The 12,197-nt window shown below is 47.7% G+C and carries 13 protein-coding genes and 1 other annotated feature; of the genes, 11 read left to right on the top strand and 2 right to left on the bottom strand.

Features of this window, described 5'->3' with window-relative positions:
• The first annotated feature begins 1 nt into the window (after position 1).
• Genes yhbY through ACUUJN_RS18125 form a run of 6 tightly spaced genes read left to right on the top strand, consistent with a single transcriptional unit; the run spans position 2 to position 3,512 of the window.
• A complete protein-coding gene (yhbY, locus tag ACUUJN_RS18150) occupies positions 2–298 on the top strand; it encodes a ribosome assembly RNA-binding protein YhbY (protein WP_013311197.1) in 297 nt (98 codons plus the stop codon).
• Positions 299–315: 17 nt separating this feature from the next.
• Entirely contained in the window at positions 316–906 is a 591-nt protein-coding gene (nadD, locus tag ACUUJN_RS18145; protein ID WP_013311196.1) for a nicotinate-nucleotide adenylyltransferase, read from the top strand.
• On the top strand, positions 890–1,486 hold the full coding sequence (yqeK, locus tag ACUUJN_RS18140) for a bis(5'-nucleosyl)-tetraphosphatase (symmetrical) YqeK (RefSeq protein WP_023989530.1): 597 nt from the start codon (positions 890–892) through the stop codon (positions 1,484–1,486). The genes nadD and yqeK overlap by 17 nt, the downstream gene beginning before the upstream one ends.
• Positions 1,483–1,830 (top strand): ribosome silencing factor, encoded by a 348-nt coding sequence (gene rsfS, locus ACUUJN_RS18135; protein ID WP_013311194.1) that lies wholly within the window; start codon positions 1,483–1,485, stop codon positions 1,828–1,830. Before yqeK ends, rsfS begins: the two co-directional genes overlap by 4 nt.
• Positions 1,827–2,735 (top strand): CvfB family protein, encoded by a 909-nt coding sequence (locus ACUUJN_RS18130; protein WP_023989529.1) that lies wholly within the window; start codon positions 1,827–1,829, stop codon positions 2,733–2,735. The genes rsfS and ACUUJN_RS18130 overlap by 4 nt, the downstream gene beginning before the upstream one ends.
• Before the next feature lie 3 nt (positions 2,736–2,738).
• A complete protein-coding gene (locus tag ACUUJN_RS18125; RefSeq protein ID WP_484668769.1) occupies positions 2,739–3,512 on the top strand; it encodes a class I SAM-dependent DNA methyltransferase in 774 nt (257 codons plus the stop codon).
• Between the two features lie 72 nt (positions 3,513–3,584).
• Here the strand turns inward: ACUUJN_RS18125 and ACUUJN_RS18120 are convergent, their stop codons facing one another.
• Positions 3,585–3,974 (bottom strand): tautomerase family protein, encoded by a 390-nt coding sequence (locus ACUUJN_RS18120; RefSeq protein ID WP_023989527.1) that lies wholly within the window; start codon positions 3,972–3,974, stop codon positions 3,585–3,587.
• A 184-nt stretch (positions 3,975–4,158) separates the two neighbouring features.
• Positions 4,159–4,416 (top strand) — a binding site (T-box leader).
• 61 nt (positions 4,417–4,477) lie between these two features.
• On the opposite strand from ACUUJN_RS18120, the gene leuS reads away from it, so the two are divergent.
• On the top strand, positions 4,478–6,916 hold the full coding sequence (leuS, locus tag ACUUJN_RS18115; protein WP_484668768.1) for a leucine--tRNA ligase: 2,439 nt from the start codon (positions 4,478–4,480) through the stop codon (positions 6,914–6,916).
• On the opposite strand, the gene comER is transcribed toward leuS, so the two are convergent.
• Complete coding sequence (gene comER, locus ACUUJN_RS18110; protein WP_484668767.1) at positions 6,897–7,742, bottom strand: late competence protein ComER; 846 nt, start codon at positions 7,740–7,742, stop codon at positions 6,897–6,899. The two genes, leuS and comER, sit on opposite strands and share 20 nt — an antisense overlap.
• 295 nt (positions 7,743–8,037) lie before the next feature.
• Between comER and ACUUJN_RS18105 the strand changes: the two genes are divergently transcribed.
• The 4 genes from ACUUJN_RS18105 (at position 8,038) to ACUUJN_RS18090 (ending at position 12,094) form a co-directional block, all read left to right on the top strand.
• Positions 8,038–8,685 carry a ComEA family DNA-binding protein gene (locus ACUUJN_RS18105; RefSeq protein WP_023989524.1) on the top strand — a complete coding sequence of 216 codons (648 nt, stop codon included), beginning with the start codon at positions 8,038–8,040 and terminating at the stop codon, positions 8,683–8,685.
• Between the two features lie 88 nt (positions 8,686–8,773).
• The gene (locus tag ACUUJN_RS18100; protein ID WP_025723414.1) at positions 8,774–9,292 is read left to right on the top strand and encodes a deoxycytidylate deaminase; all 519 of its coding nucleotides are present in this window, start codon (positions 8,774–8,776) and stop codon (positions 9,290–9,292) included.
• Positions 9,293–9,471: 179 nt separating this feature from the next.
• A complete protein-coding gene (locus tag ACUUJN_RS18095; RefSeq protein WP_226887754.1) occupies positions 9,472–9,624 on the top strand; it encodes a hypothetical protein in 153 nt (50 codons plus the stop codon).
• The gene (locus tag ACUUJN_RS18090) at positions 9,554–12,094 is read left to right on the top strand and encodes a ComEC/Rec2 family competence protein (RefSeq protein ID WP_484669762.1); all 2,541 of its coding nucleotides are present in this window, start codon (positions 9,554–9,556) and stop codon (positions 12,092–12,094) included. Before ACUUJN_RS18095 ends, ACUUJN_RS18090 begins: the two co-directional genes overlap by 71 nt.
• Positions 12,095–12,197: the final 103 nt, after the last annotated feature.

The following is a 12,197-nucleotide window of genomic DNA, read 5'->3' as shown; positions in this document are numbered from 1 at the left end:
CATGTTAACAGGTAAACAAAAAAGATATTTGCGTTCAATGGCGCATCATTTGGACCCGGTTTTTCAAGTAGGCAAAAACGGTACGAATGAGCATCTTATGCGTCACATCAACGATGCGATTGAAAAGCGTGAGCTGATGAAAGTGCAAATTTTGAACAACTGTTTGGACGACAAACATGAAATTGCGGAAGAACTGGCCGCGGAGACAGGTTCTGAGCTTGTTCAGATCATCGGGAGCACTATTATTTTGTACAAAGAATCCCGTGATCATAAGGAAATCGAGTTGCCTAGAGGATAACACGCGGGGAGAAAATTATGAAAATCGGTATTATGGGTGGTACATTTGACCCGATTCATATTGGACATCTGCTGGCTGGAGAAGCGGCAAGAGATGCCTATGGGCTGGATCAAGTATGGTTTATGCCTTCTCATATTCCTCCGCACAAGCATCAGGCGGGGGCGAGCGGTAAGGAGCGTCTGGAGATGACGAGTGAAGCGGTAGCGGGTCATCCTGCTTTTGAAGTGCTGGATATTGAAGTGCTTCGCGGGGGAGTATCCTATACCATTGACACGATCAAGGAGCTTCAGGAGTTGCACTCTGCTGTGGATTTTTATTTTATTATTGGTGCGGATATGGTGAACTACTTGCCTCATTGGCAGGGAATTGAGGAACTGGCGCAGCGAATTTATTTTATTGGTGTTCGGCGCCCAGGGTTCCAGCTTGCGTTGGATGAGTTGCCGCATTATTTGCAGGACAAGGTACTGCTGGCGGATATGCCAGTGGTGGACATTTCGTCGACGGATATTCGAGAGCGTGCTGCGGAAGGGCGTACCATCCGTTATCTTGTGCCTGATCGTGTGCATGACTATATTACAAGGGGCGGTTTGTATGAAGTACAGCCGTGAGCAATTAATGGAAGCCGTATCTGGTCAAATGCCTGAAAAGCGCTGGAAGCACACACTAGGTGTTATGCATACCTCAGTTGAGCTTGCGCAGCGATATGGAGCAGATCCGGATAAGGCCGAACTGGCGGCTATTTTGCATGATGTAGCGAAATATTGGCCTGTCCAGCAGATGGAAGAGGTGATTCGCAGTCATCCCGAATGTGATCAGGAGCTTTTGGAACATGACAAGCAGCTCTGGCATTCAGAGGTAGGATACTGCGTTGCAGCAAGAGATTACGGAGTGGATGATCCGGAAATAAGGAATGCGATCCGCTGGCATACGTCAGGACGCGTAGGTATGAGCCTGCTGGATAAAGTCGTGTGTCTCGCTGATTACATCGAACCGGGACGGGATTTTCCGGGGGTTGAGCATATCCGTAAACAGGCAAAGAAAAGCTTGGAGCAGGGCCTTATCGCTGGATTTGACTCCACGATTACATTGTTGCTGGAAAAGAAAAAGGTTATTTTTCCACTGACAGTCTTGTCGCGCAATGACTTGATTCAACAACTAAAACAGAGAAAAACGGAGGTTCATGAATGACCCTAACTAATGAGCAATTAATGCAAACAGCGGTTGATGCTGCAAATGATAAAAAGGCAATGAATATTGTCGCACTGGATTTGCGGGGAATATCACTAGTAGCTGATTATTTTGTCATCTGCCACGGTAATTCGGATACACAGGTACAGGCGATTGCAACAGAAATTCGCAAACGCGCTCATGATGAAGGTGTAACCATCAAAGGAATCGAAGGAATGGATTCCGCCCGTTGGGTGCTAATGGATTTGGGGGATGTCGTAGTGCATGTCTTCCATCGCGACGAGCGCGAATACTATAACATTGAACGACTCTGGTCGGATGCTAAGGTTGTGGAAAAGGTATGAGTTTGATCGCCGGTACTTATGTCACCATTATGGTGGATCGTGAGGTATCTCCTTTCGGTTATTTTCTCACTGTTGGTGAGCAGGATGTGCTGCTGCATTATACGGAGCTGACACGTGAAATCGAAGTTGGTGAACGGTTGGAGGTATTTATTTTTCACGATACAGAGGACCGTTTGGCCGCAACTATGAAAAAGCCGTTCTTGTCGTTGGGCGAAATGGCAAAGCTTGAGGTGGCCGATGTGCATCCGCGTTTGGGTTGTTTCCTGGAGATGGGATTGGGTCGTCAGCTTTTGCTGCCGATTCGTGAGTTGCCAGAAAACCGAGATTTGCATCCTCGTGTGGGCGACTACGTGTATGCCATTATGGAGCATGACAAGCAAGGCAGACTGCGGGCTAAGCTGGCAGGGGAACAGGAGCTGGCTCCGTTGTGCTTCCACGCCCCTGATTCGTGGCTGAATACGTGGGTGCAGGCGACTGTGTACAAGCCGCTTCAGATGGGCACATTCGTCCTGGTGAACGGAGGTGTGCTTGGTTTTGGCGCGATTGGAATGATTCATTCCTCGGAGCGTAACCGGATGCTTCGCTTGGGCGAAGAGGTCAAGGTACGGGTCACGCTTGTTCGGGAAGACGGTCGGGTCAATCTGGCGATGTCACCACGCAAGGAAGTAGGCCGTGATGAGGATGCGGAGCGGTTGATTGCTTTTCTGAAAGAGCGTCCGGGCGGCGGCATGCCTTATTCCGACGCAACACCGCCGGATATTATCAAGCAACGGTTTGGTATCAGTAAATCCGCCTTCAAGCGTGCGATGGGCAAGCTGATGAAGGAAGGACTGGTTACACAAAAGGAAAACTGGACCTACCTGGTGGAGAATATACCTGAACCGAAGGACGGGAATGGGGAATAAAAAATGGCTTCTTACCGGAAGTTTGCCTATGTGTATGATGAGCTGATGCAGGACATGCCGTACCCGGACTGGTTGCGCTTTGCACGGCAGGCTTGGGATCAGTACGGTATGCCTCATACGGTGGCCGAGCTGGGCTGCGGAACGGGTTCAATTACGATCCCCCTGGTTAACTCGGGCTTCGAGGTGGCTGGAATCGACTTATCCTCTGACATGCTGGCAGTAGCCCGTCGCAAAATGGAAACCACTCCACAGGGACAGCGATTGTTTCGTGAGGGAAGCGTTCGCTGGATACAGCAGGATATGAGAGAATGGATTTTACCCGAGCCTGTGGATTCTGTAATTTCTTTTTGCGATTGTCTGAATTACTTGTTGGAGGAAGAAGATATAATTTCTACTCTTCGCAGAACGCATGCTGGTCTAAAGCCTGGCGGAACCTTCTTGTTCGATGTACATCATCCTCAGACGTTTTTACGTTATGATGAAGAGCAACCATTCGTACTGGATGAACGCTCTATCTCGTATATCTGGACATGTGCGTTGGACACTCCCCGTTGTGAAATTGAGCATCATCTTAGTATCTTTGCGAAAGCAGAACAAGAAGGACGCGATCTATACCAGCGTTTCGAGGAAATACATGTTCAACGTGCCTATGACCCAGACTGGATGAAGGCAGAATTGTCCAAAGCGGGTTTTCGTGATGTGAAGGTATATGCGGATTTTGAATGGGTAGAAGCAGAAGATGACGCGGCGAGACTGTTTTATGTTGCTGTAAAATAGCAAGGCTTCATTTAGCGAGTATGGGAAAAGAAAGACGCTTTTCATGATGACATGAAGGGCGTCTTTTTGCACTCATATATTCACTTTATAGCTCAGCTGAAGCTCATCACCCGGTACACCCCGAATGCCCCAGTTCTGTTTGGGTGTTTCAAATATAGTAATCTCAAGATCCTGTGGAGAAATACCCAAAAGATCGTTAATTCTTTGGAATAACAGGTTAATGAGTTGCTTCTTAGCTTCTGTCGTTCTGCCTTCAAAGATACTGATTTCAATAATGGTGTACGCCTCAGAGCGACCATCGGCATATATAAAGTCTTCCTGATCCATAGGAAAAAAACGATGAAACCTCTTGTCAGGAGGATATTTGAACGCATCCACCACAGCAGAATGAATCACCTCTGAAAGTTGCTTTTTGATTGGATTTAGAGTTTCTTTTATTCCGTAAATTTTAATCTGTGCCATTTCTCAGCTCACCTTTCTTATCTCAACTCATCTCAACTTGAAGCGATTTAATTCGAAATCATTATAAAACATTCGTATGCATGTGTCATGAACAATTAGTATGAAGAGGGTCTTTAACACCAAAGGTAGTCCTTATTTGACTTTTTTCGCGGTTTTCAATATAATAGTGCCATTATTAACGGTTAAACAATCGCTGATGAGGAATAGTAGCTTTGTCTGGACATGTAGAGAGCTGGCGGGTGGTGCAAGCCGGTTGACAGTGCAAAGTGAACTCGCCTCGGAGATATGCGTCCAACGCAGGAACGCCCTATACAGGTGCTTGTATCCTGTTATTAACCCGCATCGGATCACCTCCGTTATCAGGTGCAAAGGGAGTAGAACGCGAAGAACGCTTTCTGCTAACTAGGGTGGTACCACGGGAATATAACCTCTCGTCCCTAGCGCTGACACGCTACGGGATGCAGAGGTTTTTTTGTTGCATACCGTTTGAGGAGGAAAAGACAATGACAGACACACAGCCGAAGCACGGCTATCAACCGCAAAGTATTGAACCAAAATGGCAGAAATATTGGGATGAGAACAAGACGTTCCGTACCGGGGAAGAGCCGGGCAAACCGAAGTTTTATGCTTTGGATATGTTTCCGTACCCATCTGGAGCCGGCCTACATGTAGGCCACCCAGAGGGCTACACAGCTACGGATATTGTTTCACGATATAAAAGAATGCGCGGCTACAACGTACTGCATCCGATGGGTTGGGACGCCTTCGGTCTGCCTGCCGAGCAGCATGCGCTGGATACAGGGGAGCACCCACGCGAAATTACGGTGAAAAATGTAAATAACTTCCGCCGTCAAATCAAATCGCTCGGCTTCTCCTACGACTGGGATCGTGAAATCAGCACGACGGATCCTGATTATTACAAATGGACACAGTGGATCTTCATCCAGCTGTACAAGCGCGGCCTTGCATATGTAGCTGAAGTACCTGTGAACTGGTGCCCGGCGCTGGGAACGGTGCTAGCGAATGAAGAAGTTATTGACGGTAAGAGTGAGCGTGGCGGTCATCCGGTCGTCCGTAAACCAATGCGTCAATGGATGCTGAAAATTACGGAATACGCGGATCGTCTGCTGGAGGATCTGGAGGAACTGGATTGGTCTGAGAGTATTAAGGATATGCAGCGGAACTGGATCGGTAAGTCTACCGGGGCAGAGGTTCGTTTTCCAATTGAAGGCTATGACGAGCAACTCACAGTATTTACAACCCGTCCAGATACACTGTTCGGCGCAAGCTACTGTGTGCTGGCACCAGAGCAGGAATTGGTGGATATTATCACTACGCCTGAGCAAAAGGATGCTGTGCAACAGTACCGTGAACAAGCTGCTCGTAAAAGCGATCTGGAGCGTACGGATCTGGCCAAGGATAAAACAGGCGTATTCACAGGAGCTTATGCAGTGAACCCGGTGAACGGCGAAAAGCTGCCGATCTGGATTGCTGACTATGTACTTGCAGGCTACGGAACTGGAGCGATTATGGCTGTACCTGCTCACGATGCGCGTGACTGGGAATTTGCCAAGCAATTCGGATTGAATATCATTGAGGTTGTCCAAGGTGGAGATGTGGCTAATGAGCCATATACTGAGGATGGACCGCACGTCAATTCCGGCCCGCTGAATGGACTTACCAACGAGGAAGCGATTCCGAAGATGATTGAATGGCTGGAAGCCGAGGGCAAAGGACACGGCAAAGTCACCTATCGCCTGCGTGACTGGCTGTTCAGCCGTCAACGCTATTGGGGCGAGCCGATTCCGGTAATTCATCTAGAGGATGGAACGATCAAAACGGTTCCTGAGGACCAACTTCCGCTCGTACTGCCGGAGATGGACAATATCAAGCCTTCAGGTACAGGTGAATCCCCGCTGGCGAACGCAACAGATTGGATCGAAACCATTGATCCTGAGACAGGTATGAAAGCACGCCGCGAGACAAATACAATGCCGCAATGGGCAGGCAGTTGCTGGTATTACCTGCGCTTTATTGATCCGAAAAATGACAAAGAGCTTGTATCCAAAGAGAAACAACGTGAATGGATGCCTGTTGATTTGTATATTGGCGGAGCGGAACATGCGGTTCTTCACTTGCTGTATGCCCGTTTCTGGCATAAGGTACTGTATGATATCGGCGTAGTGGAAACGAAAGAGCCTTTTTATAAGCTGGTCAACCAGGGTATGATTTTGGGCAACAACAATGAAAAAATGAGTAAATCACGCGGTAATGTCATTAATCCTGATGATATTGTCAATACGTTTGGCGCCGATACGCTGCGTATTTATGAGATGTTTATGGGGCCGCTGGAAGCGACCAAGCCATGGAATGAGAATGGGGTAGAGGGAGCACATCGTTTTCTGTCCCGCGTATGGCGCCTGTTTGTTTCCGAGGATGGTAGCCTGAACGATAAAATTACAAATGACGGCGTTAGCGATGAGTTCAATCGTACTTGGCATAAAACGCTGAAAAAAGTAACCGAAGATCTGGATGCACTGCGCTTCAATACAGCGATCAGCCAGCTGATGATCTTCACCAACGATGCATACAAAGCAGACCTTCTGCCGCGTGCAGCAATGGAAAACTTCGTGCAAATGCTGTCGCCGCTTGCACCCCATCTGGCCGAGGAATTGTGGCAGCTGCTGGGGCACAATGATAGCATTACCTACGCGGCCTGGCCTGCTTATGATGAAGCATGGACGGTGGACGCCGAAGTGGAAATTGTTGTGCAAGTGAATGGTAAAATTGTGCAGCGTGCAACGATTGCCAAGGATCTTGATGCTAAAGCGATGGAAGCATTCGCTGTGTCGTTGGACAATGTTCAGCAGGCACTGGCCGGCAAAACGATCCGCAAGGTAATTGCTGTTCCAGGTAAGCTGGTTAATATTGTTGCCGGTTAATTGGCTTTAAGCCGAAGGAGACATCCACCTTTTGCATGTCTTCTTCATACTTGTTGTGCGTGGCTTGTATCAGCTCGGGAAAGACACTATGCAGGCTGATGTCCAACAGTGCGAGAGCTTCGGCGGTAATACCTCCGGGAACCGCCACTCTGGCCTGTAACTCGGCTGGTGTCATCCCGCCTTCCGTGAGTAGCTTTCCAGTGCCGATGATCATTTCACCGGCCAGGGCGCATAGCTCCGTACGGTCTATACCTGTAGCTTGAACTGCGGCTTGAATCCACTGGTCCATAAAAAAGGCCAAGAAAGCAGGACCGCAACTCGAAAAATCCGACGTGATTCGAGTATAAGATTCTTTAACCCGAATCGGCCTGCTGATGTGGGACATAAGCTCTTCCAGAAGGGTGCGGTCCTCCTCTGTAATCCGGCTTCCATGGATGCATAGTGAGGCTCCGCTACCCACTTGGTGGGTGATACTGGGAATAATTTTGGACACTTTGGCTTTCAGTGTATGCTCCAAAATACGAATCTGCACCGGGCTTGTGATAGATACGACGATTTGCTCTTCTGTAATGACGTTGCGTATTTCATCCGTTACGGCTTTTGATTCCAGCGGCTTCACACAGATAAACAAAACATCGCTTTCCGCTGCCGTTTCACGGTTGCTTTGGGCTGCATGCAAACCTGGATAACGACGGGCTAGCTCGGTTACCTTGGAATGCGTTCGATTGCTTGCTGATATTTGCTGCGGCTTGAGTGCGTTAGAATTAATAAAAGACTCAATTAGCAGACTTCCCATGCTGCCAGTCCCGATAAATCCAACTTTCATTGTTCAACGTCCTCCTTTCATACTTTGCGGTATAGACGCTGTGCTGTCAGCTGTCATTCTTCTTAGTGTATGCGCCTGGTCTTGGCCGACATGACGAATTTTATGTCTGAGCATGTTAGATCGTGCCCGGGGTCGTACCACTTTTTTGTAAAAATGCTCACAGCGAGACCGTATGGAGGTTGTTTGCACCCTCCGGTTTAACGGGAATTGAACAGACTTGCTCTGTTTGATTGAGACGGTGTTTTCAGTCGGCTCAATTTCCCGAAATCCATGTGGAGTAGGGGACGATACGGAAATGAAACGCGTATGGACAGGAACAGCGATAACGCTTGCTGTAATCGGGAGTGGACTTATTTTATTTGCCGGAGGACAGCGCTCTGAGCCGCAAGAAGAGTGGACTTTACTTAACCATAAGGTGGAGCAGGCTGTGGCGATGGATTCAGAGCCAAATGAGTCGCAGCGCAGCAGTGACTATGCCCAGAAAAAGCCTGCTGTAAAAGAACCCTCAGACAAAGCTGAGCGCAGTAGGAATGCCGAAGCCGCTGACAATGTGAAACGTGATACTGTGCAGATTTCTACTGGTGTATCTGCTGCTGTGAGCGAAAACTCTATTGCGGGAAATTCAAGTACCGTAAAGCAGTCAGGTGTTGCGAATCCGAGCTCAGACACAGGTATTGTTAGTTCGAGTGGTGCAACGACGAGTAGGACCAATACGGTAAGTGATTCGGTTACTACACCCGTTTCCGGCGAAAAAAAGGTAAACATCAACACGGCGACTGCTGCCGAGTTAATGGAGCTACCAGGGGTTGGGGCTAAAAAAGCCGAGGCTATTTTGAACTACCGTAATCAGCATGGGGCGTTCAAACGTGTGAACGATTTGGATCATGTAAAGGGAATCGGAGCTAAAATGTTGGCGAAAATGAAGCCGTATGTCAGCTTGTAACTTATATAAGATTACAATGTACAGGCCCTGAGAACGGCGGTAGCGGATATGGTTTACGTTTTAACTTGTTTATACGGGAGAGATGGAAATGAGTGCAGATGTACGCAAGGACTGGGACACCTATTTCATGGATATCGCTTATATGGTATCCACCCGTTCGCGCTGTGCGCGGCGTCATGTTGGAGCCGTACTTGTACAAGGTAAAAAGCTCTTGGGGACGGCCTATAATGGAGCACCATCCGGGGTGCCTGACTGTTCTGAGGCAGGCTGTATGATCTCAGAGGAGTATGAGGTCGTTCACCGTGATGGGCGCGAGGAAATGGTTAAGAAGCAGCGTTGTATTCGCACTATTCATGCGGAGCAGAACCTGCTACTGTTTACTGACCGAATTGATCGTGAAGGCTCTTCAGTATATGTCACTGACCAGCCATGCTGGACGTGTGCCAATATGTTGGCGAACAGCGGTATTGTGGAGATTGTATACCACAGACCTTATCCCAAAGATGCCGACAAGGTTCGTGCTATGATGGAGGAAAAGGGAATCGCCTTTCGTATGCTGAAGACCTATCATCCACCGAAAGAAACGCTGATGGATGTAATGAATTAAAAAGTAAACGAGGAAGAACCTCTGACGAATGCTATTTTGTCAGAGGTTCTTTTTGTTTTGCTTATTTTGGACAAAAAGCAATGTTTGCTACCGGAAGGTGATTGTATTCAAGCTAAGCTTGTGTTAACTAGACCTATATTGACCCTTACTGTTTGTTGGATTACAGGAAGTGCGGGAGCATGTCTGTATTCTGGACGGATGCTTTTGTTGCTCTGGGCGGGGGTTACCCTGATCTTTCCGCTTATAGCTTTATGGATGAAAATCCCCATCCGGCATATGGTATTACTTTGGCTTGCAATCAGCGGGGGTGGATTTCATTGGTATTGGCATGATACGCATAATGTTAGCAGTATTCCCGATGCTCTTCATGTATCGTCTTCTATGTTGGAAGACATGCCTGTTCAAGTAGCAGGGCTTATCGCTTCTGAAGTACAGGTAGATGGTGATCGAACACAGTTTGAGATGAGAGTCACCTCAATCAATCACTACGGAAGTCATTCGAAAAAGGACGAGAATCGTGCACTAATTTCTGAACAGGTCATTGTTCATATCAAGTTGGCTGCCAAGCAGGAACAGCAACTTGCGGCAGCGTGGCAACGTGGAGATGCAATCCTACTGCGTGGCACCTTAAAGGCTCCTGCAAAAGCGGGGAACTTTGGTAGCTTTGATTACAGTGAATACCTGCACACACAGGAAATCCACTGGCTTTTCAAAGGCGATGGGGCAGCCTCGTTACAGAAGCAGGAGGCTTCACTTTGGAACCGCTACACTTTGTTCAGATGGAATGATCAGCTTAGGGAGCAGCTAGGGCAGAGAATGGAATCGGCATTTACATCACTTCATCACGCGGGATATATGAAAGGACTGGTACTTGGGGTAACAGATGAGTTGGACCCAGCAACGTATAACGAGTTTACGCAGCTTGGTTTAACGCATATTTTAGCAATATCGGGGATGCATGTGGCGGTATATGCAGCTACACTATTATATTTACTCAAGCTACTAAGAGTTAGCCGCGAGACATCTCTTACGGTCGTGATGATACTCATTCCGGCTTATGTCCTGCTGACAGGTGCTTCTCCCTCTGTTGTGAGGGCGGGAATTATGGCGATGATCGGCTTGTTTGCAGCCCGACGAGGTATGCTCAAAGACGGACTTAATATTCTAAGTATATCCGCGTTGCTCATGCTGATTTGGAATCCATATTATCTACTTAGCGTCAGCTTTCAGCTTTCCTTTTTGGTGACAGGTGGGTTGCTCATTTATATGCCGCTTATGAAGCCGTTTTTCGCCAAATGGCCTTTCCTAATCGGCGGTGAAGTTGCGATTACAATTACCGCACAGCTTGTTTCGTTTCCAATGACAGTATTCTACTTTAATCAATTTTCGTTGTTATCATTTGCGGCCAATTTTGTGCTTGTATCCCTTATTACATATATTGTGCTTCCATTAGGTACGGTGGCGATGGGGCTTTCCTTTTTGTGGGGGGATGGGGCTCGTATTCTTGCGTGGCCGGCAGAGCAATTGAACGATTTGACCTTTTTACTAGTGAAATGGCTGAATGTAGATGATGCTTATGTGAGTATTTGGCCGTCTTCTTCCATCCTGTGGGTCATGGCGTATTATGCAGCTCTGTACAGTGTTTTGTACTGGCTCACAACGTGGCTGACATCCCGCAGGCGAACAAACGACATTACCGTTTTGAATTCTACTCCCATTTCATCACCTATCTATACAGGATTAGCAGCCTCTCCAGAATGGGCGGCTATATTGCATACGGCTCCTGAACCTGAGGGAGCAGGGAAATTTGCTCGTCGACAGTGGAATGGTTATCGTCATTTGGCACTGGCTCTAAGTGTTATTGCTTGGCTTGGAATATTGTATACAGGTTACCAATCTCCTGGTGAGGGAAATACGGGAATTGTTCAATATCTGGATGTGGGCCAAGGTGACAGCATTTTAATTACAACGCCGGGCGGGAAACATATCTTGGTTGATGGCGGGGGTACAATGGATTTTGCGACAGGGAAAAATGCTTGGCGCAAGCGTGCAGATCCCTACGAGGTGGGTGAAGATACGATTGTACCCTTGCTAAAGCAACGAGGTGTGCATCGCCTGGACGCTGTCATTTTAACGCATGGAGATCATGATCATGCCGGAGGACTACAGGCTGTGCTTGACCAGATTCCTGTATCTACCTTGTTTTTTAACGGTACCCTGACAGATAAAACTCCATTCCGTAAGCTGTTGAACACGGCTTTAGACAAGCAGATCAAGCTGTATGGTGCACATCATAGTATGGAATGGGAACCAGACCAGGCTACGAAAATCCGTTTTCTCTATCCGTTTACACTACCGGAGAACGAATCTGAGCAGTTGCCTGTTATGAAGGAACAGAATCATTACTCTGTTGCCATGATATTGGAGATGGAGGGAGCCTCTTTTTTGTTCACAGGAGATATGGATGATGCAGCAGAGTCGTCGTTGCTCTCTGAATTAACTCGTTTTTCATCAAGTGTGAAAGATGAGGGAGCAACGGGGGAAGTAAGGAAAGCTATAGATGTCATGAAAATAGCACATCACGGCAGCAAGTACTCCACCTCGGAAGAGTGGTTATCCTACTGGCGACCGAAAGTATCTGTTATTTCGGTCGGTGCGACCAATACTTATGGACATCCGAATGAAGCGGTATTGGAACGTTTATCGGCAGTTAATTCTGCTATATATCGAACAGATACGATGGGAGAGATACAGATTCGAGCACAGCAAGGAAAACTGAGTGTGCGGTACCAACGCAAATAGTTTTTTCGATCCTTTTTTATCAGTACAACAACACACTAAAACGGGTGCTCACTCTCAGGAGTGGGCTGTTTGCTTTGAATCCAATCTGCATGGACAGTAGCTG

Source organism: Paenibacillus sp. LRG-1, assembly GCF_057220305.1.
This window is presented reverse-complemented; position numbering and strand designations above follow the sequence as displayed.

What these genes read in the sequence shown, in the direction of transcription:
- ACUUJN_RS18130 (WP_023989529.1), top strand. Translation starts at nt 1,827, where the DNA reads ATGAGTTTGATCGCCGGTACTTATGTCACCATTATGGTGGATCGTGAG.
- ACUUJN_RS18100 (WP_025723414.1), top strand. Translation starts at nt 8,774, where the DNA reads ATGAGTGCAGATGTACGCAAGGACTGGGACACCTATTTCATGGATATC.
- yqeK (WP_023989530.1), top strand. Translation starts at nt 890, where the DNA reads ATGAAGTACAGCCGTGAGCAATTAATGGAAGCCGTATCTGGTCAAATG.
- ACUUJN_RS18105 (WP_023989524.1), top strand. Translation starts at nt 8,038, where the DNA reads ATGAAACGCGTATGGACAGGAACAGCGATAACGCTTGCTGTAATCGGG.
- ACUUJN_RS18125 (WP_484668769.1), top strand. Translation starts at nt 2,739, where the DNA reads ATGGCTTCTTACCGGAAGTTTGCCTATGTGTATGATGAGCTGATGCAG.
- ACUUJN_RS18095 (WP_226887754.1), top strand. Translation starts at nt 9,472, where the DNA reads ATGTCTGTATTCTGGACGGATGCTTTTGTTGCTCTGGGCGGGGGTTAC.
- yhbY (WP_013311197.1), top strand. Translation starts at nt 2, where the DNA reads ATGTTAACAGGTAAACAAAAAAGATATTTGCGTTCAATGGCGCATCAT.
- rsfS (WP_013311194.1), top strand. Translation starts at nt 1,483, where the DNA reads ATGACCCTAACTAATGAGCAATTAATGCAAACAGCGGTTGATGCTGCA.
- nadD (WP_013311196.1), top strand. Translation starts at nt 316, where the DNA reads ATGAAAATCGGTATTATGGGTGGTACATTTGACCCGATTCATATTGGA.
- leuS (WP_484668768.1), top strand. Translation starts at nt 4,478, where the DNA reads ATGACAGACACACAGCCGAAGCACGGCTATCAACCGCAAAGTATTGAA.
- ACUUJN_RS18120 (WP_023989527.1), bottom strand. Translation starts at nt 3,974, where the DNA reads ATGGCACAGATTAAAATTTACGGAATAAAAGAAACTCTAAATCCAATC.
- comER (WP_484668767.1), bottom strand. Translation starts at nt 7,742, where the DNA reads ATGAAAGTTGGATTTATCGGGACTGGCAGCATGGGAAGTCTGCTAATT.